Genomic DNA, 25,834 nt, shown 5'->3' with positions numbered 1-25,834 from the left:
TCTTTCGGAACGTGGAAACGGCCGGCGGCCTTTTCCGGTATCATACCAGCCTTGAAAACCGAGTGAGACCTAGCAACAATGACCGACCACCAGAACGACGACGATGGTTTCGTCAGCAAGTCCCAGCGCAAGCGCGACATGGACGCGCTGCAGGATCTGGGTAGCGAACTGGTCGAGCTGTCCAAGGATACGCTGAAGAAAATGGCGCTGCCGGAGGATCTGTTGTCCGCGCTGCTGGAATACAAGCGCCTGACCGCCCACGGCGCCATCCGCCGTCAGCTGCAGTACATCGGCAAGCTGATGCGCAATGTCGACCCCGAGCCCATCCAGCAGTATCTGCAGATACTCAAGGGCGAATCCTCCGAGCACATCGCCTGGCAGAAGCTGCTGGAACGCTGGCGCGAGAAGCTGATGGCCGACGACGCCAACCAGCCGCTGTTCCTGCAGAGCTTCCCGGAGACCGACCCCAAGCAGCTGCATTCGCTGGTGCGCCAGTCGCGCAAGGAAAAGCAGGACAACAAGCCGCCGAAGTCCTATCGCCAGCTGTACCAGCTGATCAAGGAACAGATCCCCGAGCCGGGCAAGCCGCGCATCTGGCAAAAGGACGAGGAAGAGGACGACGAGTGATGCTGAAGATAGGCCTGGTTTCGATTTCCGACCGCGCGAGCCAAGGCGTCTATGAGGACAAGGGCCTGCCGGCGCTGCGCGACTGGCTGGCCCGCGCCGTCACGACGCCGTTCGAGACGGTGGACAGGCTGATCCGGGACGAGCAGCCCGGCATAGAGGCGGCGCTCAAGGCGCTGGTCGACGAGGACGGCTGCCAGCTGGTGCTGACCACCGGCGGCACCGGCCCGGCGCCGCGCGACGTCACGCCGGACGCGACGCTGGCGGTGGCCGACCGCGTGATGCCCGGCTTCGGCGAGCAGATGCGCCAGATCAGCCTGCGCTTCGTCCCCACCGCCATCCTGTCCCGCCAGGTCGGCGTGATCCGCAAGCAGAGCCTGATCCTGAACCTGCCGGGCCAGCCCAAGGCGATACAGGAAACGCTGGAGGGCCTGCGCGGCGCCGACGGCAAGGTCGAGACGCCCGGCATCTTCGCCGCCGTGCCCTATTGCCTGGACCTGATAGGCGCGCCCTATATCGAAACCGACGAGGCGGTGGTCAAGGCCTTCCGCCCGAAATCCGCCGTCAAGCCGACGCCATGAGCTACCGCGCCCCGCGCTGGCTGCGCGGCGGCCACGCGCAGACCATCTGGCCGGCGCTGGCCGTCAAGGTGGACCCGCCGGCCTACCGCCGCGAGCTGTGGGACACGCCGGACGGCGCCCGCATCGCGCTCGACTTCGTCGACGGCCGCGCCGACGCGCCGCTGGTACTGTTGTTCCACGGCCTGGAGGGCAGCAGCGCCAGCCACTACGCCAAGGCGCTGATGCGGGCGGTGGCGGCGCGCGGCTGGAACGGCGCGGTGTCGCACTTCCGCGGCTGCGGCGGCGTCGACAATCCGCTGCCGCGCGCCTATCACGCCGGCGACGCGGCCGAGGTGCGCTGGATACTGCAGCGGCTGTCCGGCCGTTTCGCCGCCATCGCCGCCGTCGGCGTGTCGCTGGGCGGCAGCATGCTGTTGAACTACCTGGCGGAAGACGGCGCGGCCGCCCTGCCGCTGGCCGCCGCCGCGGTATCCGCGCCGCTGGACCTCGTCGCCGCCAGCACCCGGCTGGACCGCGGCCTGGGCAAGCTCTTGTACACCCGGATGTTCATGGACACGCTGAAGCCGAAGGCGATGGCCTCGCTGCAGCGGCATCCCGGCCTGTTCGATGCCGCCCGGCTGCGCCGCGCCCGCACCTTCGTGGAATTCGACGATCTGGTCACCGCGCCGCTGCACGGCTTCGGCACCGCGCTCGACTACTGGACCCGGGCCAGCAGCAAGCCCCGGCTCGGCCAGATCGTCCGGCCGACGCTGCTGCTGAACGCCCGCAACGATCCCTTCCTGCCCGAAAGCGCGCTGCCCGACGCCGGCCAGGTGTCGGCGGCGGTGACGCTGGACTTCCCAAGCGACGGCGGCCATGTCGGCTTCGCCACCGGCCCGTTCCCGGGCCGGATAGACTGGCTGCCCCAACGGCTGCTGGCCTTCCTCTCCCCCCACCTGGCGCCCTGAGCGCGCGCGCCGCTAGCGGCGTACACTGTCGAAAACGACGACAAGGAAGCGCCATGCGCAATCTGCTCTTCGCCTGCTGCCTGGCCCTGCTGGCCGGCTGCACCACGATGGCCGGCCGCCTCAACGGCTCGCTGACGCCGCCGCCGGGCCAGGCCTACGCCATCGTCTCGCTGGTCGGCAAGGCCTTCGACCCCGACCGCGCCACCATAGGCCTCGCCGTCAGCGACGCCTCCGGCCGCGTCGTCGCGCGGGACGCCGCCAGCCTGATCACCGACACCGTGTTCGGCGAGGAAGGCATGTCGCCGGTGGAGGGCAAGCTGGTGCTGATGACGCTGCCGCCGGGCGACTACCGCGTCTCCGGCGCCTGGGGCCACTGGAGCGACGACGGCGTGTTCGGGCCCGATCTGCGGATGCGGCAGTTCCCGCTGAACGCGCCCTTCCATCTGGACGCCGGAGAAACCGTCTATCTCGGCCAGGTGCTGGTGGAAATGTCCTTCCTGCCGGAAGTCAGGCTGGGCAACGAACAAGGCCGCGATTTCGGCCATATGCGCCGGGTCTGGAAGATAGAGGATCTGAGCCGGGTCAAGGTCCGCCCGCTGGCGGCGCCGGTCGCCCGTTGATCAGGGCTTGTACCACAGCTTGTACAGATAGGCGGGTTTGATCGCCGCCGTCGTCGCCGCCACCGCCTCCTGCACCTGGAAGGCCGACTGGCGGCTGTCGCGCAACAGCGGATCGGCGTAAGGCGGTCCATCCAGCTTGCGCAAGGCCGCCACCTTCGGCGTATTGGCCTTGTCGCCGCGGTGGGTGACCACCGCCACCTCGTTGCTGGCCAGCCGTACGAAGCTGCCCGGCGGATAGATGCCCATCTCCTTCACCAGCAGCGACACGTGCTGCGGCGGGAAATGCCCCAACTCGCCGCGGAACAGGCTGCCCAGCACCAGCGCCGGCAACTGCGGCTGCGGCTGGTGCACGCAGCCGCACACCAGGTCCACCATCTGCAGCAACAGCGCGTCGGCGTCGATCTCGTCGCCGGCCAAGCCCAGCGGGTAGCCGCTGCCGTCCAGCTGCTCGTGCTGCTGCTGCACCAGCAGGTGCCAGTGCTCGTCCAGCACGCCGGCCTCGCGCAGCATCGCCGAGCCCAGCGCCGGGTGCGCGAACATCGCCTCCTGCTGCGCCAGATCCATAGGCCCGCTCTGGGTCGCCAGCTGGTTCAACAGGCCGGAAATCGCCAGATTCATGCTCAGGGCCGCGCCCAGCATAGGCCGCAGCTCGGCGTCGGCCAGCGCGAGCCGGCGCCCCAGCACCGCCAGCACCGCCGCCACGTGGACGCTCTGCGCGCTGCCTATGTCCTGGTACGGCAGCAGGAAGACGCTGGCCAGCACACCGTCCGGATGGCGCCGGCTCAAGGCCAGCAGGGCCTCGACCATGTCCAGCAGGCTGGCCTGCAGATCGCGCACCGCCAGGCCGTGCTGCAGCACGCCCTCGGCCCGCCGCAGCAGAAAGGCCATTTCCTGCAGCGGATTCGCGCTGTTCCGCTGCTGCGCCGCCTCCTTTTCCCGCTGCGCCGCGCGCTCCAGCCGCTCGCGCTCCAGCCTGGCCTCCACCTCGCCGCTTTCGCCGTGCCCCAGCCGCGCCAGGCGGTCGCGCTGATCCTCGGTCAGCACGTAGTGGCCCTTGCGCAACAGCAACACGCCGTTCTTGGCATAGACGTCCACCGGCGTCCGCTGGCCCGGCCGTAGAAAATTGCGCGGCAGTTTTACCTTTGGAGACGAATCCGTCATATTTCACTAGCCGAGGTTGCGCCGGCGGAATACCGGCAAATCTTTCAATCTCGCTTATCGCAGCCTTCGCGATTCATTCAAGTATTGCACAGATGGCGCCCGCCACCAGGCCGCGCCCCAACCACTTGGAGAGCCCCGACATGTCCGACAGCAGCCCAGCGATGAACCGCCGCCATTTCCTGGCCGGCGCCGGCAGCATCGGCTTCGCCCTCGCCGTGCAGCCCATTGCAGCCGGCACCATCATCACCGACAGCCAGTCGCTCGAAACCGGCACGCCCGCGATCGACACCGGCAACGGCGCGATGCCCGGCTACTACGCCAGGCCGGCCAAGGCCGATGGCCCGCTGCCGCTGGTGATCGTGATCCAGGAAATCTTCGGCGTGCACGAGCACATCCGCGACCTGTGCCGCCGGCTGGCCAAGCAAGGCTATCTGGCGGTGGCGCCCGAGCTTTATTTCCGCCACGGCGACCCGGCCAGGATCGCCGACATCGACACCCTGATCCGCGACCTGGTGTCCAAGGTGCCGGACAGCGAGGTGCAGGACGACCTCGACGCCACCTGGCGCTGGGCCGGCGCCCATGGCGCCGACCTCGCGCGCGCCGCCGTCACCGGCTTCTGCTGGGGCGGCCGCCAGACCTGGCTGTACGCCGCCCGCAACCGGCAGCTGAAGGCCGCCGCCGCCTGGTACGGCAAGGTGGAGGGCCCGGTCAACGCCATCACGCCCCGCCACCCGCTGGACATCGCCGCCGAGCTGACGGTGCCGGTGCTGGGCCTGTACGGCGCGCAGGACCAGAGCATTCCGCTGGCCTCGCTGGAAAAGATGAAGGCGGCGCTGCAGAAGGCCGGCGGCGACGACGACATCCTGATCTATCCGGACGCCGGCCACGGCTTCAATGCCGACTATCGTCCGGGCTACAACGCGCGCGACGCCGTCGACGCCTGGCAGAAGATGCTGGACTGGTTCGCCCGCCACGGCGCGCGCTGAGCGCAGGCGGCCCTTCAACGGCCGCCCACCATTTCCCTCACCTCAAGCCTGGCCCGCGCCACCTGGTTGAACAGCTGCAGCCATTCCGGATGGAACTGGCGCTCCGAAGCGTTAAGTTCCGCCACCGCGCGCAGCATCGAGCGACGCTGCCCCTGCTGCGCGTGCTTCAGCGTCACCGCCTCGAAAGCGTCGACCAGCGCCAGCACGCAGGCGCCGTCGCAGATCGCCTCGCTGCGCAGGCCGTCCGGATAGCCGCTGCCGTCCTGCGCCTCGTGATGCTGCAACACCATGCGCGCGGCCTCCTCCCAGCCCGGCATCCGCGCCAGCAGCCCGCCGGCCCAGCCGGGATGCGCGGCCATCTGGCGCCGCTCCTCGTCGCCCAGCCGGCCGGCGCGCAGCCACAGCGCCTCCGGCAGCAGCATCATGCCGATATCGTGCATATACACCGCGGCGGCCAGCTGATCGACGTTGACCGGCCGCTCCGCCAGCCGGTTGATGTCCAGCGCCAGCGCCAGATTGCGCTCGGTGCGGCCGCCGAAGCCCGGCAGCCGGTACTCGAGCTGCATCGCCAGCGAGCGGAAGAACTGCAGGTCGGCGAAGCGGTGCCCGCCCAGGCCCTGGGCCGAGCCGACGGACGGCGCCGGCGGCGCCGTCGACGTGCCCATCATCCTCGCCACCAGCCGCGCACAGGCCGCCGGCACCTCGTCGGCCGGCAGCTCCGGCAGCTTCTCCAGCGCCGTCCGCAGCGAGTCCAGCTGCAGATCGTCCAGCGGCTCGCCGTAGGCCAGCGCGTCCAGCACCAGCACCAGCCGGTCCAGCACCAAGAGCAGCACATCGCCTATCACTTCCTGGTAGCGCAGCTCCTTCTTGCGGATCCTATCCAGCAACGTCTCCAGCGCATGGGCGTACGGCTCGACGAAAAACACCTGGCACAGGCTGGCGTCGCCCTTGATGCTGTGCAGGATGCGGAACAGCTGGGCGACCTTCTCGGTATCGCCGCCACCGTCGCCCATATGGCATACCAGCTGTTCGAGCTGCGGCGCATAATCGGACATCGCGTCGCGGAAATCCTGGAATCCCATCGAATCTATGATTTCCGGCACTATCGGCTGCGTAACCATGATGGCGTTCTCCGTCGGCTGTCCATGCTCACAGTATATGCAACCCGCAGTCGTCCGCACGCCGTCGACGCATCGTCCCGCGCGTATTCGGTCTTCGGACCCTGAAATGTAAATGTCCTGACCAAAGGTATTAAAGATTCGTAAAAACAGCCAATTCCTACAGAAAACGCTTGCCATGGGCCGCAACTAGAGGCACTATGCCTCCCGCAGGATGCTCAAGTTGTGGATGTGTAGTTGTCGTAGTGGCATAGGCCGTACCTCAGTCGCCATTTCCCTTGATCTTCGTGCCTTTTATTCAACTGCTCGTTTTGAGGATTTAACAAAATGGCAACCGGTACCGTTAAGTGGTTTAACGACTCCAAAGGTTTTGGCTTCATCACCCCGGACGAAGGCGGCGACGACGTTTTTGCTCACTTCTCCCAGATCAACGCCAAAGGCTTCCGCACCCTGGCTGAAAACCAGCGCGTGAGCTTCGACATCGTCGATGGCCCGAAAGGCAAGCAAGCCTCCAACATCCAGCCGATGTAATCTCCCAGCGAGACCATCGACACGATGAAAACCCGGACTCGTCCGGGTTTTTTGCATTCCGGCCCCCGAGCCGCCGCCCCATTCCCAGCGAAGCCGCCAATGTCCGACAACCATGAAACCGTGATCGCCGCCACCCGCGAATGGGTGGAGAAAGCCGTGATCGGCCTCAACCTGTGCCCGTTCGCCAAATCGGTGTACGTGAAGAATCAGGTGCGCATCCAGATCAGCGAGGCCGCCGACCCGCAACAGCTGGCCAAGGAGCTGGCCATCGAATTGAAACTGCTGGCCGACACCGACCCGCAGGAGATCGACACCACGTTGCTGGTGCATCCGGGCACGCTGACCCGCTTCCTCGACTTCAACGAATTCCTCGACATCGCCGACACCCTGATCGACGAACTGGAACTGGATGGCGTGATCCAGGTGGCGAGCTTCCACCCGAAGTTCCAGTTCGAAGGCACCGGCGTCAACGACATCGACAACTATACCAACCGTTCGCCGTACCCGACGCTGCACCTGATCCGCGAAGCCAGCATAGACCGCGCGGTGGAGGCGTTCCCCGAGGCCGAGGCCATCTACGAGCGCAATATCGAGACGCTGCAGAAGCTGGGCCTGGCCGGCTGGAAGGCGATGTTCGCGCCGAAGCCGGAATGACGGACCGCCGGACGCGTAAAAAAAGCGCAGCTGCCGGCTGCGCTTTTTTCTTGCCTCCCCGTCCGGTTCAGCGCGGGTATCGGCCGCGTTTGTCGGCGTAGAAGGCGCGTATCCTCGGCATGTCGGCCTCGATGTCGCCGGTCGGCTCGAACATCGGGCCGAAACCGCCTTCCTTGCGACCATAGTCCAGATAGGCCAGCGCGATCGGCACGCCGGCCCCACTGGCGATGTGGTAGAAACCGGTCTTCCACTCCGTCACCGCCTTGCGCGTGCCCTCCGGCGGAATCGCCACCACCAGCCGCTCGCTGTCCTGGAATCGCGTCACCATCTGCTGCACCAGAGAATTGTTCTGGTGACGCACCACCGGGATGCCGCCCAGCCAGCGCATCACCGGCCCCATCGGCCCCTTGAACAAGGTGTGCTTGCCCATCCAGTAAATCTTGGCGCGCGCGGCGAAGCACAGGCCCAGCGTGATAGGGAAATCCCAGTTGCTGGTATGCGGCGCGCCTATCATCACGTACTTGTCCAGCGAAGGGAATTCGCCCTTCAGCTTCCAGCCGCTCAATTTCAGCAAGACGATGGACAGGCAGCGGAACAGGTCGCGGATGATGGGTGTGTCGAAAATGGTGAAGTGCATGGCGGCCCTGGCAACAGCGCCGTTCCCGCACGCGCGGACGCTCGGCGCGCCCCAGCGGTCGGGGCTGGCGCCAAACTCGTGGAAAGCGCTGAATGTACTAAATACAATATTAACAGTAAAGCTTATTCTCCCCGGCCGCGCCAAACATAACAATCGGTAACATAGCAAGCGGAACTGTCGCCATCGATCCTTGCCCAAGCCCTATGTTCCACACATGCCCGTAGGACCGAACATGAATACGAATACCAGCAAGTCCAGCCGCAGGCTGGCCGTCGCCGGACTCGCCGCTCTCGCCTTGTTGTCCGGTTGCGCCAATATGTCCCATCGTCAGCAGAACACCGCCATCGGCGCGGTCGGCGGCGCGGTGCTCGGCTCCGTCCTGACCGGCGGCGACGCCATCGGCACCATAGGCGGCGCGGCCGTCGGCGGCGTGATCGGCCACCAGACCGGCAAGCGCTAAGTCCCGCCGCCCATCAGAGCCAGCCCAGCGCTGGCTCTTTTGTTTTGCGGCGGCCGCCCCTATCATCGTCGGCATCCTTCCCAACCAGGCCATGTCATGACCGCGTCCATGAACTGGGAGAGCCTGCTCTCCACCCGCCGCTTCAAGATCATCCAGGGCGAAGTCAAGGAAACCCGCACGCCGGCCACCCAGGAGGGCGGTTCCGGGCTGCGCACCGATTTTCACATCGACCACGACCGCGTGGTGTTTTCCAGCGCCTTCCGCCGTCTGGGCCGCAAGACCCAGGTGCACCCGCTGGCGCGCCACGACCACACCCACAATCGCCTGACCCACAGCGTGGAGGTGGCCAGCGTCGGCCGCAGCCTGGGCAACCGCGTCGGCGTGATGCTGGAGCACGACGGCCAGCTGCCGGCCGGCTACACGCCGCACGACATCGGCGCCGTGGTGCAGGTGGCCTGCCTGGCGCACGACATAGGCAACCCGCCGTTCGGCCATACCGGCGAGGACGCGTTGCGCGACTGGTTCCGCGACGAACGCAACGCCCGCTGGCTGGCCGGGCTCAGCGACGCCGAAATCCGCGACGTGCAGACCTACGAGGGCAACGCCCACGGCCTCAGGATGCTGGCGACGCTGGAGATGTACAGCGGCGAGGGCGGCATGCGCCTGACCTCGGCCGCGCTCGGCACGCTGATCAAATACCCGTGGACAGCCGACGCGCCTCCAGCCTACGAACGCGACAAGTTCAACCTGTATCGCACCGAGCTTCCCTACTTCGAGCGGGTGGCCGAGGAACTGGGCCTGCTGCGCCAGGGGCCGTTGCAATGGAGCCGCCATCCGCTGTCCTATCTGATGGAGGCGGCCGACGACATCTGCTACGCGATACTGGATCTGGAAGACGCGGTCGAGATCGGCATTCTGGACTTCAAGGAGTTCGAGACGCTGTTCTCCGGCTTCTCCGAGCACGAACGCGTCTGGGGCGTGCACGACATCCGCCAGAAATGCGGCACGCTGCGCGGCGTGGCCATAGGCCGCTGCGTGACCGAGGTGGCCGAGAAATTCATGATGCACCACCCATCGCTGCTGCGCGGCGAATTCCCGGCCAAGGACCTGATCACGCTGTGCGAGCCGGCGGTGCAGGACGCGCTGCTGCGGGCGAAGGAGCTGGCCAGCACCAAGGTGTACCGCCACCGCACCAAACTGGTGACCGAGCTGGCCTCCTACCCCTGCATCGCCACGATACTGAACGCGCTGGTGCCGGCCGTGCACGCCTTCGTCACCCGGGAAAGCAAGGAGCTGACGCCGCGCGAACACCTGGCGATGGGACTGCTGGAAGGCCATATTCAAACCGGCGACAGCCTGTACCAGGCCTATATGCAGGTCCTGGACTTCGTCGGCGCCATGACCGACAACTACGCCGCCAACCTGGCGCGCGAACTGTCCGGCGTCGGCATCCTGTAATGGATAGCGAAAGGCGACAATGACCCTGTCCGTCACCCGTTTCTGCCTGGTCCGCCATGGCGAAACCGACTGGAACCGCGAACACCGGCTGCAAGGCCACACCGACATCCCGCTGAACCACACCGGCCTGGAACAGGCCAGCCAACTGGCCCATGCCTTCCAGCCTGGACGCGACCGCTTCGACGCGCTCTACGTCAGCGACCTGATCCGCACCCGCCAGACGGCGGCCCCGCTGCAGACCCGGCTGCTGCTGGACGCCCGCTACAGCGCCCAGCTGCGCGAACGCCATATGGGCGCGCTGCAGGGCCTGAGCTACGCCGAGGCCGCGGAGCGCATCCCCGAAGTCTACCGCCTGCACCAGACGCGCGACCCGGACTATGATCTGGACGGCGGCGAGAGCCTGCACCGCTTCCGCGCCCGCATCCTGGACGGCATGGCCAGCATCGCCGCGCTGCATCCGGACCAGAGCGTGCTGGTGGTCACCCACGGCGGCGTGCTGGACATCATGTACCGCGCCGCCACCGGCAAGCCGCTGGTCGACAAGCGCGACTTCCCCATCCCCAACGCCGCGCTGAACTGGCTGGACCATCAGGACGGCAACTGGACGCTGCGGCGCTGGGCGGACGAATCGCACCTGAGCAGCGCACTGGACGAAATCCAGTAGGACGGGACGGCGTGTTAGTCTCCGGTAAGCGAATCGCCCGCGCGGCGACCAACGATCAAGCACCCGGTCCGCCGGACCGGGCGACACCAGGAAAACCGTCATGACCATAGAAAAAACCGACGCCGAATGGCGCGCCCAGCTGACACCGGAGCAATACCGCGTGGCCCGTCAATCGGGCACCGAGCGCCCGTTCAGCGGCGAACACTACTTCCACAACCGGCAGGGCGACTACTTCTGCGTCTGCTGCGGCACGCTGCTGTTCCACAGCGACACCAAGTTCGACGCCGGCTGCGGCTGGCCCAGCTTCTGGGCCGAAGCCGCCGGCGCAAACATCGCCCGAATCACCGACACCTCGCACGGCATGGTGCGCGTCGAAGTGCGCTGCTCCCACTGCGACGCCCACCTCGGCCACGTGTTCCCGGACGGCCCGGAACCGACCGGCGAGCGCTACTGCATCAACTCGGTGTGCCTGGATTTCAAGGCGGAGTAAGACCGGTCATGTAGGGACTGAGTATTGTTGAGATCTCAGCGAAAATACATTGCAACCAACGCAGACGACTCCAAACCAGAATTACATTAGCAAGCTATTGCGCATATAGTATCAAAAATACAACACAGAATAGATTTCATCTGTTCTGTGTTTTCATTTCAATGAAACAGCAGAATAAAAAGCAAAGCCTGCCAATTCCCCCGATATCTGATCTCCGATTTACACCTCAGTAACTCATTGAAAATTACCTGCTATCCCTTCGCAAATCCGAAATCTCCTTCGGATAAAAATCCCGGGACCCGAAGAAGCATCCACGACAAAAATTGGCTTAAGTTCATCCTCGGAGCTAGCCTTATTACCCAACCACGAAAATTCTAATGTCATAATTTTTCGTAGAATATAGTTCCCACGAAAAAACAGCACGTTACGTAGAGAAATTGCTGTCACACCAAGCAGTCAGCAGCTAGAATTTAGAGAAAATGCAACGAGAACATTACGAGAAAACGTAACAGGAAAACCTATGGCCAAATAGCAAAAAGGACACCACCCACATAGAGAAGTGCCCCCTTAGCCAGTGCTGAGAAACCGCACGATACTTTGAAAACCTTGGCAGGTTCAGTATCGTCGAACACCTCACACTGGTCAAGCTCCCCGCACGTCTTTTTTCCCTGTCTCGAGCCTCGAGATGGAAACGTGCGTCCTAAAAATCTTAGGAGATCGACATGACCAGTCGAAACTATGAAGTTTTAGTTGCCGCAGTTTGCAAACTGCTTAATTCCACTCACCCTGTCCGTGATGCATTCCACAAGCACGGAAATGGTTCCTATCGCGGTGTGAGCCCGTCAAACAAAGGGATTGATGGCTGCATCCCCTATGAATCCGGGCTAGCCCGCGACGCGATCAGGCTTTACAACTTAGCGCCCGAGGTCATGCTCATCATCCCGGAGCCGTTCGTTCTGGACTATGAGCTCGACGGTGAGGCCCGTAGCTATACGCCAGATTTTTTGTTGCAACTACGCGACGGTAGACGCGCTGTTGTAGAGATCAAGTATCAGGCAGAAGCCAACACCCCAGAGAACCAACGCCGTTTCCAAGCGATCGCGCCACTGATCGAATCCGCAGGTGGGCTTTTCGCGGTCGTGACCGAAAAAACGCTGCGGGACAAGGTCTTACTGCACAACCTTGGGTTGGTTGAAGGCCAGCGTCATCGACATATCCCACTAACAGCCAAGACTGCAATGCTTCAAATCCTCAGTGAGGGCCCCGCCTCACTGGAAGCCCTCGGTAGCGCAGCAGGAGATATCCGGCTGGTCTATGCCGCCATTGGCCAGGAATGGCTTGCAGTCAGCCTCTACAAGCCGCTTCGTCCCAGTACCTTGATCCGGAGGATATGATCATGTCACTCCAGATCATTCTGGAAAGCCCGAAAGGGCTTTCCGACCAAGAACCACTGGCCAGTGCTCAACAGCGCCCATTCGACAGCCACTCCTCTCTTGCTCAAACCGCGGCTTTACGGCGGCTGGCCTATACTGACGCCTTCAATGCCCAGCGTAGCCCTTGCTACACCAAACATAAGCTGGAAGCGTTCATCCAAGACATTGCCCAACGCATCGGGGATCGCAACCCACCCTCTAGCAGTACGCTATATCGATGGCATACGCGCCTACAGAACAGCGGAGGCAACCCCTTAGCGCTCGTGCCCAATTTTGACCGTTGCGGAGGGAAAGGCCCACGAATGGAAGGAGAGTTGCTCCTCTTGGCAGAGGCCGCAATTCAAACAACCTATTTGACCTTGAAGCGCCCATCCATCCGCGTCACCTATGAAAAGCTGCTTATCCAGATTGCTGCTCACAACGATCAAGCACCTGCGGATAAACAACTCAAAGTCCCCTGCTACGACACCTTCCGACGGTTGGTTCGCAATCAACCCCAGTATGAGGTCGATCTTGCCCGCTACGGACGCGAGTACGCCCGCAAAAAGTACCGGCATAGCAGCATCACGCCCGCCACGATGTACCTGCTGGAACGCGTCGAAATTGACCATACACCATTCAACATCTTCGTCATCGATGAGGAGTCGATGCTGGTGCTGGGGCGCCCGTACATCACGGTGATCATCGATTGCCACACCCGCATGATTCTGGGCTTCTACTTGTCGTTCTCACCACCCAGCATCGAGGCGGTGCTGCGTTGCTTGCAGCACGCCATCGGCAGCAAAGACTATGTGAAGGAGCGGTATCCCGACATCCAGCATGACTGGCCATGCCATGGCATTCCCACCACTGCTGTCGTCGACAACGGATTGGAGTTTCACTCCCAGGACCTGCTGCGCGCCACTTTCGAACTGGGCATCAACTATCAGTTCTGCCCGCCCCGCACGCCGTGGTTCAAACCCATGGTCGAGCGATCACTGCGGACGCTGGCGGAACAGTTCGCCCACCAGTTGCCCGGCACCAGCTTTGCCAACTGGTTCGACCGCTATGGCTATGACCCATTGAAGGAGTCGATCGTCACCTTGTCAGAGCTGGTCCATGCTCTGCACATCTGGATCATCGACATCTACTCCCAGACTTACCATCGAGGCCTGAAGCAGACACCGTATACCGCATGGCAGCGCGCGGCGGAAATTGTCACGCCTCGCACCATCGATCCCGAGCGCTTGCGGTTGGTGCTCTCCAAGCAGGCTGAACGGGTACTGGGCCATGCCGGCATCGAGCTACATGGCCTGCGCTACAACTGCAAAGATCTGCTCCCTTGGCGCAAACAACTCGGCGACCGCATAAAAGTGCAGGTCCGCTTCGACCCGGACAATCTGGGTTCGATATTCGCCCTCCACCCGCAGACCAAAGAAGCCATGCCCGTGCCTTGCCTCACCCCGGACTACGCCGAAGGACTGCAACTGCACCAGCACAAGCTGATTCAGGCGGCGCTACGCAAAGAAGGCCTGGCATCCGCCGATCCGCTATCGCTGGCTCGGGCCAAAGTACGCATGCAAGAGGTGGTCGGCCAATTGCTGCAAAGCCGTAAACTGGCCGACCGCAAACGCGCCGCGCGAGCCAAAGGCGCGCACTCAAGCAAGGTGATGACCACCGGCAAGCAGCCTCCTGCGATTTCAGAAGACACAGAACTCCCCCCGACAGACAGCTGGTCACCGCCCAGTACGTTGCCCGTGCTCGCGCACGATCTAGAAGGAGATGGCCATGAGTGAGCGCTACACGTTGGCCGATCTTAGACGCGCGGAGCGGATCCAGATCCTGCATCCACAATTCAGCACAGCGCTGGAAAGGCTGTCGCACAGCCATGCCCTGTCGCGCCAAGGCGCCGCGGCCAGGCATCTGCTGCTGGTTGGCGCATCCGGTACAGGCAAGACCTCTGTGCTGCACAGCTTTGCCAAACAGCACCCCAGCTACGAAACGGAGGAGGCGACGATACGCCCAGTGGTCTATGTCCAAGTGCCCGCCCACCCCACCATCCGCGGTCTGGCAGAGGCCATTCTGATCGCGCTAGGGGCCGGCGTTCAGCTCCGGGGCAGCACCGCGGAGAAGACCAACCAGATCGTGCAGCTAATCCGCGGCGGTAAAACCGAAGCCTTGCTGCTGGATGAGTTCCATCACTTCGTCGACGCCGGCCGTAGAACCTTCGAGGAGGTCACCGAGTGGCTGAAGACCCTGATCGATCAAATCGCCATTCCCACGGTACTGTCCGGCCTGCCAGAGTGCGAGTGGATCCTGCGCTCCAACGAGCAGTTGCGCCGTCGCTTCGCCGCCCGCGTGGCGCTGACGCCGATCGGTTTCTCCTGCAACGAGGACAAGTCCTTGTTCCGCGACGTTGTCCATGCCTGGGACACGCAGATCAATCAGGGGCGCCCAATCTGGGGACTCGCCGAGTGGGACTGCGTCAAGCGCCTGCACTATGCCAGCAATGGCCTGCTCGGCTATCTCTCCAAGGTGATCCTGGGGGCATTGGAATGTTTGATCGAACAGGAGCAGCAAGATCTCGACCAAAGCGTCTTGGCTATGGCTTTCTCCAACTATATCTGGCGAGACAGCCCGCCTGAGCTGAATCCCTTCGATGCCAACTTTGTCTTCCGACGCCTGAATCAGCCTGACGAGCCATTCGAGCCGACACGGTTCTCCCGGAGGAATGCTCCAAAAGCCGCCATCCCCGCGTTGTAACCCCATGAGGATCGCCACCCTGGCGATCCTCCAACGGAACACACCATGACCTCCCCACTACTGCAGATCCGCCCCAAGCCGCAGGCGGGTGAAAGTCTGCTGGGCTATTGCCTACGTCTGGGACACGCCAACGGCTACCCCGGACAGACTTGGCTACCGTTATTCGTCAAAAAGCACGACTCCGCCGGGCAGAATCTAACCTGGCTAACAGGCCACGATCAGACTAGCCTGGCTTGCCTGACAGGCCCGGCGCCGGCCAGCCTGGGCCATCACAGTCACCATCGACTCGGGCTCAAGGTGACGTACTGGAACCACCACCACCGCCGCTGGTGCCCCGTCTGTCTGGCCGAGCACGGCATCTGGCAAACGGAATGGCTGCTGACCCTGCAAATAGCCTGCCCAACTCATCGTCTGCTGCTGCGAGAAAAATGCCCCGGCTGCGACAAGCTCATCCGCTGGCATCAAGGCACCATGTTTACTTGCAGCTGCGGCGCCGACTTGCGCCATGCCGCCACACGCCCAGGCACCGCAGCCGAGCTGGCACTCGCCAAACTGATTGCCCAGGCCATCCGGCCGCTGGTCGGCCTGCCCGACCTCGCTGTCAGCAACATTCCCACGCCGCCGGAATTAGATCATCTACACCCGGCACAGCTATGCGACCTGCTCTGGTTCTTTGGCGCCTATGCCTCGCACCGGCCCAATACCCGACCACAAAAAATAGCAGATCATGGCCGGATCGAAATCATTCAGCCCTATCTGCAGTTGGCCATGCAGATCGCCCAGCACTGGCCGCAACGTTTCCATCAATTGCTGGAGGAGTACACGCTGCCCATATCCGGCAACACGGCATCGCTGCGGGTGTACTTGCGGGAAATACACCAGGCTCTCTACCGGCTGCTGATCCATCCAGAGCTGCTATTTGTACGGGAAGAATTCGAGCGTTATGTCCATGCACGCTGGCCGGACAAACTGATCCTGCAGCAGGACCTGCGCCAGGCCCATCCCATCATCAGCTTGGCCAAGGCAGCGGAACAGCTCAATCTCTCAAGAGGCGCCGTACACAAGCTGATCGAAAGCGGCACCATCAAAGGCTGCCAATCCTCATCGGCTAAAGGGAAAGCCACTTGGATGGTGGAGCGAAGCTCGCTGGATGCCTACGCCCGCAATGAGCATGGCACGCTGACAATTTCGGAGGTGGAACGCATGCTGCGCATCACCCCAAAACGGATCCGTTTGCTGATCGAAAGCGGCCTGCTACAGCCGTTGCCTCACGATAAGAAACGCACCCGGTGGTGCTTTCAGCTGGAAACCATCAACGCCTTCCTGGAGCAGTTGAACCATGGCCGGATCAGCTCAGAACCGGACAATCCAGAACTGCTATCGGTGTGGGAAATCACCAAGCGGTGGATGCAAGGCAGCCAACCCTTCTTGGCGGTGATCCGCGCCCTGCAAGATGGTTCGCTGGAGGTTGTAGGCCGCACCCCGGCCGACCATGGCCTCCGCGCGCTACTGGTTTCCCGACAGCAGTTCACGCTCTGGCATGAGCAATACCGTCGCTCCCGCGGTTTTTTTACGGTCAGGGAGGCCGCAGCAGCCATCCAGATGGACGTGAACCTGCTCTATCACCTGATTCACATTGACCATGCCCACGCCAGCCAACAGCAGTATGGTTATGAGAAGCGGATGCTGCTGGGTTTGGAGGCCAAGGAGCTAGAACGGTTGACCAACGACTATATCTGGGGAGAACGCCTGGCGAAAAAGGTCGGTCAACCCGTGCGCAAGGCAGCCAGACACTTGATCAAACAAGGACTACACCCCCTCAGCGGACCAACGGTGGACGACGGGGACGAGTATGTGTTTTGGCGCGCGGATGTAGCAGCCAGTCAGACTTGAGCGGATTATGAAAATTATGGGAAACCAATAATTATGGAATTACCATAATTTTCCATAGTCACACAGCTGCACGAGTTCGACCAACCCAACTCAAGTGGGCAATGGTCTTCCCACTTGGACTAGAACAGTCCAATCAAAAATGACATATATGCTCAATATCTACGCCACAAGCCCTGCGATGCGCTGTAAATTTGATTTACGCTGCCATGCAAGACCCCTTTTGGAATACACTCAAAATGGAGAGTAATGAGAAGACGCCATGCCCAAACTTGAACCCATCTTTCCCACGCTCAAGTCTGCGACTGCTTATAACGAGTACGTTCGCCAAGCCGTCCAGGCGGCTCTGGATGATCCCCGTCCCGATACCCCACATGAAGAGGCCAAGCGCTACTTTGCCCTCAAACGCGCCACTCTGCTGCAGCGCTCGACACCCAAAGTAAGAGCCACTAACAAAACCTCGCCAAGTACCTGAGCCAAGGCACGCCGATACAGATAGTACAAGTAGTACAGCATGGTGACGCAACATAGGATCAGTGATCTAGTTAGCGGCCCGAAAGAGGAAAGGAACATGGGATACCCTTCAACAAGTGCCGCAGCGACCACGGCGTGGCTGGATCTCTCCACGAACACCCAAATCAAGATGATCCGTCAAGGACTACCCGCCACAGCCATGCACGCCGTCAGCCAGGAATTTGGCATCCCCATCGAACATCTATGCTTGGTACTCGGTCTATCGCCACAACGAGCCTGGCACCGGATCAGCCGGCAGCGCCTGCTAGACCCACCGACCAGCGAAAAACTGCTTCGCACCATGAGGATTGCCCGCGTAGCTGAAGGCATTCTGGGAAACAAGAAACTGGCCGGAATCTGGCTCCAGCAACACAACATCACGCTGAGCGCATCCCCGCTCTCCCTAATGGATACGGAATTAGGAGGCGGACTGGCGCGACGAATTCTTGCGTCCATTGAGCATGGTTTGCCAGTCTAAGACTGAATCGCCCCTGTATACCAGGACACCTCATGAATCTCAGCCTCCCATCTAGACAAGCTTATCCAGCTCATCCTTGCTGAGCCCGGTATATTTGATAATACGCTCTTGATCAATACCTTCTTTCACCATAGCCAACGCTACTTTTCGAATCGTTGCCTTCATACCTTTTTGGTACCCAACGATATACCCATTCGCATAGCCGCGCAGATAGGCGCTGAAATATTTCTCTCGTACCCGCTACGGTAGAGTAGCCATTGAGCATTGCTCCTGATCATCCTGGCTGTATGACCTGATTCACTACGCCCAGCACCTATGTCCCGGCCTCATCACCTGCACTTCGAATACGCCACCAGCTACCTGAAAAAGTCCTCGCCAAGTACATTGACGAAGATCTGGCGCAAGGCATCCAGAGAGTATGAGAGCACGGAACAAGATTAGATTGCCCTGGCGGAGGCAAAAGCGAAAGTGAAGGAACTATTCGACGAGCTCATTGGAGGGCAATAAATGCGGTCGATAATCAAAATGTTTTGACTCGCCACTCAATTGCGCTGTCACCAGTGACAGCTATTTTCTATCAGCCATGCAAGTGTCGTAACCACGCAACAGACCACCAGACACAATATCTTGTGGCAAATCCACTCTAGCTTCGAACCCCTGCCACATCAGGCTTGCAGCCTTACCGGCGACGGCTGTCCCAATTTGCACATTTTTTTTCTTTGCCCCGCTAAGCTAATAGCGGCGGGGTTTTCGCGTTATTGGCTCGGCGTCAAGACTTGTTGTTGATGTGCCGCAATACTATAATTTGCGTTGCTCATTGATTAATAAGCTATATGTTGTGATTTCGTGCAAGCCACGATAAGCTTTAAGCGGCTGCTTAACGACCCTCCACTTGAAGTAACAATTACAAACTTAAGGATTGCGACATGGCTCAATGCACAGCTCCAGTACGTGGACACAGCTCAGCGGCCGCGGCCGCAGCCTGCCCTGCATGCCGTCACAGAAGAAGCTATGGCGGCTACAGTCCGTCCTACTCCTCGTCAGGGGGCCGCTATAGCAGCAGTGGTGGAGCCAGTAGTGGTAGGTCCAGCAGCAGTTCAAAGCCACGCTGGTCGAAAGCAGGTTCGTCTGTGTTGTACACGCTTGCCCAAGTACAGTCCCTCACACCAATCCGCCAAACCGTTGAGACGCGAGCAGCGGCACAACCTGACCTTCGTGACGTCTTTCTGTGCCACGCCTGGGATGACCGTCAGGGACCAGCCAAGGACCTACACGATTTGCTCGAGGCGGCAGGTGTCAAAGTTTGGTTCAGCGAGAAGGACCTTGGCCTCGGTGTGCCGATGATGCGCGCTATCGACAAGGGCTTAGCGAATTCACGAATCGGGCTTGTGCTGGTGACCCCTGCGCTGTTGGCTCGCCTCCCAAAAGAGGGAGTCGCCGACAAAGAACTTTCGGCACTCCTCGCAGGCAACCAACTCGTTCCCATCGTGCACAACACGACGTATGAAGCCCTCCGCAATGTCAGCCCTTTGCTCGCCTCTCGCAGCGGCCTGGACACTGCGGAAGATTCAATGTTGGTGGTCGCGGCAAAAATCGCCGAGTTAGTTGCTGTCTAGCTTTATTGCCCACTCGGTCGCGTTGCCTGTCCGACAAGTGTCTGGGCATACCTTCGGCAGCTTTCCATCACTTTGAGATATTTACCGGGATGACTTGAGAGGGAAAATGACGCGTATTCGTCGCCTTGAAATTCGCAATTTCCGCTCAATACAGACACTTGATTGGACACCATCCAATGGCGTGAACTGCCTTATTGGCCCGGGGGACAGCGGTAAGTCAACCATCCTCGATGCCATCGACCTGTGCCTTGGTGCGCGGAGGAGCGCACCTTTCGGCGACACAGATTTCTTCGGTTTGGACGTCACCCGGACCATCGTGATTGCGGTCACGCTCGGCGCACTACCCGACGCGCTGAAGAACATCGACACCTACGGAGAGTTCCTTCGCGGATTTGACCTAGGTACCGGGTTGCTGGAAGACGAGCCGCGCACAGGCATAGAAACGGTTTTGACACTGAAGCTCGAAGTCAAGGATGACCTCGAGCCAAGTTGGGTGCTTTATTCCGAGCGAGCTGCCCAGCTACAACTGGAACGGTCTCTGGCCTGGAAGGATCGCAGTCTCCTGGCACCTGCCCGTATTGGCACCTACGCGAACACGAGTCTTTCCTGGGCAAGGGGCTCAGTGTTGAACCGGCTCACGGAAGAGCACGCGAACCTTGGCTCGGAACTGGCCGGTGCGGCACGCGCCGCCCGGGCCACCTTTGGAGAGCAAGCGGGCCCTCAACTCACCCAAACCCTGCAAGTAGTCACCCAGACAGCTACCAATCTGGGCGTAGCCGTCGGTGTAAGAGCTCAGGCGCTACTTGATGCTCACTCGGTATCGATTAGCGATGGTGCTATTGCGCTCCACAGCGAAGCCGGTATCCCTCTGCGGTCGCTAGGTACCGGCTCGGGGCGGCTCCTTGTCGCAGGGTTGCAAAGGGCGGCGGCGGCGGCGGCCACCGTCGCCTTAGTGGATGAAGTCGAGTACGGACTTGAGCCTCACCGGCTCATGCGACTGCTCGACTCACTTGGGGCGAAGGACACGACCCAGCCGCTGCAAGTCTTCATGACCACGCACTCACCGGTAACTCTCAAGGAGCTGAATGCCAACCAACTTTTCGTCGTGCGTCAACATTCGGGTATCCACTCAGCGACATGCGCTCATATTGTTGATGACATTCAGGGTACTTTGCGCAAGGCACCCGAGGCATTCCTCTCCAAGTCCGTCATCGTCTGTGAAGGTGCCAGCGAGGTCGGCTTCGCTCGCGGGATGGATCAATGGTGGGTCCAATGTGGCGCGATATCATTCTTGGCCCACGGGGGCTCATACGTGGATGCAGGCGGAGGAAGTCCCGACCAATGCTTCACGAGGGGAGAGGCGTTTCTCAAGTTGGGCTACCGTGTCCTCGTCTTCGTCGATGCGGACAAGCCTATTTCGACCGCTGGTCTCGTAGAAAGATTTGTTGCAGCCGGTGGCCAATACGTTACGTGGCGGCCCGGCTTGGCACTCGAGGACGAGCTATTCCGCTATTCAAGCAATGACGCGGTGCACGCACTGCTGAACAAGGCGGACGCGATGGTCGGCCGCGAGCTCATGGCTGAGCACATCAAGTCGAAGTCGAACGGACAAGTCACCTTGGATGCCATAGAGGCCGAAGAGTTGATTGGCGGTTACACACCTGAAAGTCGCGCATTGCTCGGACTCGTCGCTCGCAATAACAGAAACGGCTGGTTCAAGTCAGTGAGCTGCTTCCAAGAAATCGCTAGGGACATCGTTGGCCCTCACATTGCGAATGCAGAGCCGGGTTTCGTCGAAATCACGAACCAACTCTGGAGGTGGACGAGTGCCACCGCCTGAAATCGACATCTTTCAGGCGCGCCTAGGCTCAGTTACCGCCCCAGCTGGATGTGGCAAGACCCAGCTCATCGCGGACTCCCTGAGTCAGCACACCGACAACAAGCCAGTCTTGGTGCTGACGCACACCAACGCTGGAGTCACGGCTCTACGCGCGAGGCTCCAGCGTGGTGGCGTCCCGAGTTCAGCGTACAGGGTGTCGACCATCGACGGTTTCGCGATGCGGCTAGCGGCCAAGTTTCCGCTGCGCGCGGGCCTCAACGCGCGCGTTCTCGAACTGGCCAACCCGAACGCCGACTACCCGGCCATTCGAAGCGCCGTACACGGGCTCCTACAGGCAGGTCACATCGCAGACCCTATTGCCTCGACTTATTCGCGCTTGCTGGTGGACGAGTATCAGGACTGCAACATCGCGCAGCACGCCATCGTCTGTTCCATCGCGCAGACACTGCCCACTTGCATCCTTGGGGACCCGATGCAGGCGATATTCGGCTTCCGCGACCCACTGGTCCACTGGGAGCGTGACGCACAGGCTGCGTTCCCGCCCATCGGTGCGCTGCAGACCCCTTGGCGATGGTGCCTCTCAGGCATGGACGCACTGGGTGCCTGGCTACTTCAAGCCCGAGCATCATTGCAGGCGGGTCGGTCTTTGGACCTGCGCGGAGCACCAGAGGGTGTCCAGTGGGTTCAACTGACCCAAGGCATGGAAGTACAGCAGCGACTCGTGGCCGCCCGGACGGAAGCGCCAAACCGAGACGGCCACGTTCTCATCATTGGCGACTCCATGAATGTCAATGGCCGCCATCAACTCACCATGCAGACGCCGGGCGCCACTTCCGTCGAGGCGGTCGACCTTAAAGACCTGGTGAATTTTGCCCGCCAATTCGATTTGGCGAGTCCCAACGCACTGCGACAACTTGCCGAGTTCGCGACTTCACTGATGACCGGGGTGGGTACTGCAAACTTGCTCACGCGAGTCGAAACGATACGAGGCGGCCGAGCCCGCACGCCCGTAACACCTGCTGAAGCCGCTGCCGTGGCGTTCGTGGCAGCTCCCAGCCACACGACCTCAATTGACCTACTCCAGTCACTCGCAGACCAAAACGGTGCGCGTATCTACCGACCGGAAGTTCTGCATTGTTGTATCTCAGCGCTAAGGGCTGCCGGGGGGGAAGGTGGGTTCGTTGGTGCAGCGATGCAGGCCCGCGAACGAAACCGTCATTTGGGGCGACCGTTGGGCCGGCGCGCTGTTGGAAGCACGCTGCTCCTGAAAGGGCTCGAAGCTGACGTCGCGGTCATTCTTGAACCCGAGCGCATGACTGCGCAGCACCTCTACGTGGCTCTCACGCGAGGTGCAAGGCGAGTCGTAGTTTGTTCTTCGACGCCTTGGCTAACGCCCGCCGCAGGCCGCTAATGAACGTTCCGATGTCCCCCCGGTATTGAGTAGCACATCACTGATGGTGCCTGGCAGGCAACAGACAATTAAACTCAATTGGCATTAATTCCATCATAATACCTTATTCAAGGCATAGCGGTACTCGATGTTTGACACTAGGACAAATTTAGAGACCGTTCGAAGATGAATAAGGGACGTATGGTTTCTATCCATGTAGATGGCGAGGACAAGACCGCTCAAATCAGCGACTGGACAATTGCCTGGAGTAAAAAAGACGAAGCTCTGCAGTTGACCTGCCATTTTCCATCCAAGAAAACCTACACACGCCCGCTCAGCGATTGCCGCATAGTGCCTACCCGGGAGCTGGGCGAGATGCTGCTGAAGAAGCGCAACGGTAGCATCGTCAAGCCTATAGAAAAAGCGATGATCTACGGCGAGCGCTATGTCCTTGTCTACTATCCGGGCACGGCCAAGCCCTATCTGCACAAGTTGGACAGCATCAGCTTTGTCGCACAGACCGCGATAAAGGAAAGCTCGGTCTTTCGCTACTTTGCAACCGTTGCGAATGCCCGGCGGGACCGCGCCAGCTCATCGGACCAACAATCCATCGCGGCCAATGTCGTGCGCCAACTGGAAAAGCTGCCCGCCTGCGCCGATACCGCCTTGTATGCCTATTGCACGAGGCAGAATGGGAAACAGGTGCCGGGCGAAGGACTGATCTATCCGTTTGGTGTGAATGAAAGCCAGCTCGCGGCGGTTGAACAGGCTTTCAGCGCCCAGATCAGCGTGATCGAGGGCCCGCCTGGTACCGGCAAGACGCAAACCATCCTCAACATTCTCGCCAATATCCTGCTGCGCGGAAAAACAGTCGCGGTGCTGTCCAACAATAATGCGGCGGTGGAAAACGTCTACAACAAGCTGGAAAAGTTCAGCCTTGACCACCTGGTTGCCAAACTCGGCAGTCAGGAGAACCGGGACAACTTCTTTACCAAGCTGCCTCCCTGGCCGTCAGCTGAACCCGAGGCTGCACCGGAGATGGCCGAGATCCAGGAGATGCTGGCGCGCTTGAAACAACACTTGCACGATCACAACCGGGCGGCCCAGCTACAGGCGGAAATCGACGAGCTGAACATCGAGCGGCGCTATCTGCAACAATGGCAGGAAGACAGCGGAGTCCCCATATCAGTCCCCTTGGACAAATACGGCTTGTCCCCGCGCAAAACGGCGGACCTGATGGCTTATCTATCCCATCTTGGCGAACAGCGCGTCCGGCTCAGGGACCGCTTTGAATTGCTATTCAACTTCAAGATTTTCCGCAGCAAGCCCTTCGCCCAGCGCGATGCTCGCCTGTCCTTCTTTCATGCCCTGCAGATGCATTACTACGACAAGGCGCTAAGAGACAAGGAAGCGGCTTTGCAGACCTGCCGCGAATCGCTGGCGCGCGGGAATTTCACTGCCCTGCTGCAAGCATTGACGGTAAATTCAATGTGCTATCTGAAGCAGCATCTGCATACTCCAGACCGAGCATCAGATACCTTCGACACAAAAACATACCGGAATCATTTCGATGACTTCGTGAAGCGCTTTCCGATTATCGGCAGCGGCACGCACTCCATCGTCAACTCGATCGCGCCAGGAGCGATCCTCGATTACGTGATCATCGACGAGGCCTCACAGCAGGACATCGTGCCTGGCATTCTGGCGCTGGGTTGTGCAAAAAACCTGATAGTCGTCGGCGACAGTCGACAGCTGGCGCACATTCCCGTGAAGCTGGACCTGCCAGCCCCCGCCGACGCCTATGATTGCGAGCGATACAGCCTGCTGGATTCCTGCATCGCAGTGTTCCAGGATGCGGTACCCAGGACTTTGCTAAAAGAGCACTACCGCTGCCATCCCAGGATCATCCAGTTCTGCAACCAGCAATTCTATGACAATGAATTGATCCCAATGACCCAGGACAAGAGCGAAGCTCCCCTGCGGCTGGTGCTGACCGCCAAGGGCAACCACACCCGGAAAAACACCAATCAGCGAGAACTAGATTCCTTGCTCAAGGTGTTGGACGGCGAAGGCGAGCCCATCGAGCTGGACAAGGACGGCCGCGGTTTCATTTCCCCCTTCAGGGCACAGGTCAAGCTCTCCGGCTCCTGCCTGCCCGCGGATTTCGTCAAAGATACCGTTCACAAGTTCCAGGGCAGGGAGTGTGACGAAATCGTCTTCTCCACCGTGCTGGACAAGAAGCGCCACAATCAGGAACGACTGGATTTTGTCGATGACCCGCGCATGGTCAATGTAGCAGTGTCGCGGGCCAAGAGCCGATTCACCCTGGTGACCGGTGATGAGGTTTTCACGGCAAACAACGGCCATATCGCGGCCTTGATTCGCTATGTGGAGTATTACGCGGAGGATGGACAAATTGCGCGGGCCCCGGTGGTATCAGCGTTTGATCTGCTGTACCGGGAATTTGACCAGTCCCTGGCGCGACTCCAGGCCAGGCTGCGCCCCGAAGACTCGCGCTTCCAATCCGAGCAAATCGTGGCGCAACTGTTGCGAGAGGCTCTATCCGAGGAGCCATACCGAACATTGACATACCACGCCCAAGTCCGGCTGAACCAGGTCACCTCTTCGATCAACCCGGCTTTAACGAAGCGCGAGCTGGCGTTCATGCGCAACCGCGCCAGCTGCGATTTCGTAGTGTATTTCAAGGTGGGTAAAACCCCGCTGGGGGTGATTGAAGTGGACGGTGGCTCTCACGACAGGCCAGAGCAGGCGATGCGCGATGCCTTGAAGAACAGCATCCTGACAAAGAGCAATATTCCCATCCTGCGCCTGCGGACCGTAGAAAGCCACATCGAAGAAAAGATTGATGGCTTTCTCGCGCAATGGGCGAGTGCTACTCAATAACGGGGAACGTCAAATCACCCCCGCTTTCCTAGATACCTTGTCAGTCCTCACGAGCTCTAGGGGGCGAGAGCGATTCAATCTGACCTCAATAGTTATA

Annotated in this window: 24 protein-coding genes; 21 read left to right on the top strand and 3 right to left on the bottom strand. The window is 60.8% G+C overall.

Features of this window, described 5'->3' with window-relative positions:
• Positions 1 to 78 precede the first annotated feature (78 nt).
• From yjgA to WNM05_RS08330, 4 genes are read left to right on the top strand one after another with little or no spacing between them, the layout of a single operon-like run.
• Positions 79 to 627 carry a ribosome biogenesis factor YjgA gene (yjgA, locus tag WNM05_RS08345; RefSeq protein WP_434634118.1) on the top strand — a complete coding sequence of 183 codons (549 nt, stop codon included), beginning with the start codon at positions 79 to 81 and terminating at the stop codon, positions 625 to 627.
• The gene (mog, locus tag WNM05_RS08340) at positions 627 to 1,205 is read left to right on the top strand and encodes a molybdopterin adenylyltransferase (protein WP_434634116.1); all 579 of its coding nucleotides are present in this window, start codon (positions 627 to 629) and stop codon (positions 1,203 to 1,205) included. The genes yjgA and mog overlap by 1 nt, the downstream gene beginning before the upstream one ends.
• Positions 1,202 to 2,152, top strand: a complete 951-nt coding sequence (locus tag WNM05_RS08335) for a YheT family hydrolase (protein ID WP_434634113.1) — start codon at positions 1,202 to 1,204, stop codon at positions 2,150 to 2,152. Before mog ends, WNM05_RS08335 begins: the two co-directional genes overlap by 4 nt.
• A 53-nt stretch (positions 2,153 to 2,205) precedes the next feature.
• Complete coding sequence (locus WNM05_RS08330) at positions 2,206 to 2,772, top strand: hypothetical protein (protein WP_434634111.1); 567 nt, start codon at positions 2,206 to 2,208, stop codon at positions 2,770 to 2,772.
• Here the strand turns inward: WNM05_RS08330 and WNM05_RS08325 are convergent, their stop codons facing one another.
• On the bottom strand, positions 2,773 to 3,867 hold the full coding sequence (locus WNM05_RS08325) for an HD-GYP domain-containing protein (RefSeq protein ID WP_434634109.1): 1,095 nt from the start codon (positions 3,865 to 3,867) through the stop codon (positions 2,773 to 2,775). It lies immediately after the preceding gene.
• A gap of 206 nt (positions 3,868 to 4,073) precedes the next feature.
• Between WNM05_RS08325 and WNM05_RS08320 the strand changes: the two genes are divergently transcribed.
• The gene (locus WNM05_RS08320; RefSeq protein ID WP_434634106.1) at positions 4,074 to 4,919 is read left to right on the top strand and encodes a dienelactone hydrolase family protein; all 846 of its coding nucleotides are present in this window, start codon (positions 4,074 to 4,076) and stop codon (positions 4,917 to 4,919) included.
• Positions 4,920 to 4,933: 14 nt separating this feature from the next.
• Here the strand turns inward: WNM05_RS08320 and WNM05_RS08315 are convergent, their stop codons facing one another.
• The gene (locus WNM05_RS08315; protein WP_434634104.1) at positions 4,934 to 6,040 is read right to left on the bottom strand and encodes an HD domain-containing phosphohydrolase; all 1,107 of its coding nucleotides are present in this window, start codon (positions 6,038 to 6,040) and stop codon (positions 4,934 to 4,936) included.
• Positions 6,041 to 6,364: 324 nt separating this feature from the next.
• Here WNM05_RS08315 and WNM05_RS08310 point away from each other — a divergent pair, with 324 nt between their 5' ends.
• Positions 6,365 to 6,568: a cold-shock protein gene (locus WNM05_RS08310; protein ID WP_043574695.1), complete on the top strand. Its 204-nt coding sequence runs from the start codon at positions 6,365 to 6,367 to the stop codon at positions 6,566 to 6,568.
• A 99-nt stretch (positions 6,569 to 6,667) separates the two neighbouring features.
• On the top strand, positions 6,668 to 7,222 hold the full coding sequence (locus WNM05_RS08305; RefSeq protein WP_434634102.1) for a DUF1415 domain-containing protein: 555 nt from the start codon (positions 6,668 to 6,670) through the stop codon (positions 7,220 to 7,222).
• Between the two features lie 67 nt (positions 7,223 to 7,289).
• Here the strand turns inward: WNM05_RS08305 and WNM05_RS08300 are convergent, their stop codons facing one another.
• Complete coding sequence (locus WNM05_RS08300) at positions 7,290 to 7,859, bottom strand: lysophospholipid acyltransferase family protein (RefSeq protein WP_434634101.1); 570 nt, start codon at positions 7,857 to 7,859, stop codon at positions 7,290 to 7,292.
• Between the two features lie 232 nt (positions 7,860 to 8,091).
• Here WNM05_RS08300 and WNM05_RS08295 point away from each other — a divergent pair, with 232 nt between their 5' ends.
• The 14 genes from WNM05_RS08295 to WNM05_RS08230 all read left to right on the top strand — a co-directional run bounded on the left by WNM05_RS08295 (position 8,092) and on the right by WNM05_RS08230 (position 25,737).
• Positions 8,092 to 8,319 (top strand): glycine zipper 2TM domain-containing protein, encoded by a 228-nt coding sequence (locus WNM05_RS08295; RefSeq protein WP_434634100.1) that lies wholly within the window; start codon positions 8,092 to 8,094, stop codon positions 8,317 to 8,319.
• Positions 8,320 to 8,415: 96 nt separating this feature from the next.
• Entirely contained in the window at positions 8,416 to 9,777 is a 1,362-nt protein-coding gene (locus tag WNM05_RS08290) for a deoxyguanosinetriphosphate triphosphohydrolase (RefSeq protein ID WP_434634098.1), read from the top strand.
• Between the two features lie 19 nt (positions 9,778 to 9,796).
• Positions 9,797 to 10,441 (top strand): histidine phosphatase family protein, encoded by a 645-nt coding sequence (locus tag WNM05_RS08285; protein ID WP_434634097.1) that lies wholly within the window; start codon positions 9,797 to 9,799, stop codon positions 10,439 to 10,441.
• A gap of 100 nt (positions 10,442 to 10,541) precedes the next feature.
• On the top strand, positions 10,542 to 10,931 hold the full coding sequence (gene msrB / locus WNM05_RS08280) for a peptide-methionine (R)-S-oxide reductase MsrB (RefSeq protein WP_434634094.1): 390 nt from the start codon (positions 10,542 to 10,544) through the stop codon (positions 10,929 to 10,931).
• A gap of 722 nt (positions 10,932 to 11,653) precedes the next feature.
• Positions 11,654 to 12,325 carry a TnsA endonuclease N-terminal domain-containing protein gene (locus WNM05_RS08275; protein ID WP_434634091.1) on the top strand — a complete coding sequence of 224 codons (672 nt, stop codon included), beginning with the start codon at positions 11,654 to 11,656 and terminating at the stop codon, positions 12,323 to 12,325.
• A 2-nt stretch (positions 12,326 to 12,327) separates the two neighbouring features.
• Positions 12,328 to 14,139, top strand: a complete 1,812-nt coding sequence (locus WNM05_RS08270; RefSeq protein WP_434634088.1) for a Mu transposase C-terminal domain-containing protein — start codon at positions 12,328 to 12,330, stop codon at positions 14,137 to 14,139.
• Positions 14,132 to 15,106, top strand: a complete 975-nt coding sequence (locus WNM05_RS08265) for a TniB family NTP-binding protein (protein ID WP_434634086.1) — start codon at positions 14,132 to 14,134, stop codon at positions 15,104 to 15,106. The genes WNM05_RS08270 and WNM05_RS08265 overlap by 8 nt, the downstream gene beginning before the upstream one ends.
• 45 nt (positions 15,107 to 15,151) lie before the next feature.
• Positions 15,152 to 16,999, top strand: coding sequence for a helix-turn-helix domain-containing protein (locus WNM05_RS08260; RefSeq protein ID WP_434634084.1), 1,848 nt, complete (start codon positions 15,152 to 15,154; stop codon positions 16,997 to 16,999).
• Positions 17,000 to 17,258: 259 nt separating this feature from the next.
• The gene (locus tag WNM05_RS08255; protein ID WP_434634081.1) at positions 17,259 to 17,471 is read left to right on the top strand and encodes a hypothetical protein; all 213 of its coding nucleotides are present in this window, start codon (positions 17,259 to 17,261) and stop codon (positions 17,469 to 17,471) included.
• A gap of 96 nt (positions 17,472 to 17,567) precedes the next feature.
• The gene (locus tag WNM05_RS08250; RefSeq protein ID WP_434634078.1) at positions 17,568 to 17,987 is read left to right on the top strand and encodes an antitoxin Xre-like helix-turn-helix domain-containing protein; all 420 of its coding nucleotides are present in this window, start codon (positions 17,568 to 17,570) and stop codon (positions 17,985 to 17,987) included.
• Positions 17,988 to 19,120: 1,133 nt separating this feature from the next.
• Positions 19,121 to 19,603: a toll/interleukin-1 receptor domain-containing protein gene (locus WNM05_RS08245; RefSeq protein WP_434634076.1), complete on the top strand. Its 483-nt coding sequence runs from the start codon at positions 19,121 to 19,123 to the stop codon at positions 19,601 to 19,603.
• A 106-nt stretch (positions 19,604 to 19,709) separates the two neighbouring features.
• The gene (locus WNM05_RS08240) at positions 19,710 to 21,443 is read left to right on the top strand and encodes an ATP-dependent nuclease (RefSeq protein ID WP_434634075.1); all 1,734 of its coding nucleotides are present in this window, start codon (positions 19,710 to 19,712) and stop codon (positions 21,441 to 21,443) included.
• Complete coding sequence (locus WNM05_RS08235) at positions 21,379 to 22,854, top strand: UvrD-helicase domain-containing protein (protein WP_434634073.1); 1,476 nt, start codon at positions 21,379 to 21,381, stop codon at positions 22,852 to 22,854. The genes WNM05_RS08240 and WNM05_RS08235 overlap by 65 nt, the downstream gene beginning before the upstream one ends.
• A gap of 165 nt (positions 22,855 to 23,019) precedes the next feature.
• Complete coding sequence (locus tag WNM05_RS08230) at positions 23,020 to 25,737, top strand: AAA domain-containing protein (protein ID WP_434634072.1); 2,718 nt, start codon at positions 23,020 to 23,022, stop codon at positions 25,735 to 25,737.
• Positions 25,738 to 25,834: the final 97 nt, after the last annotated feature.

The sequence above is a fragment of the Chromobacterium sp. CV08 genome (assembly GCF_051129845.1).
Classification (GTDB): domain Bacteria; phylum Pseudomonadota; class Gammaproteobacteria; order Burkholderiales; family Chromobacteriaceae; genus Chromobacterium.
This window is presented reverse-complemented; position numbering and strand designations above follow the sequence as displayed.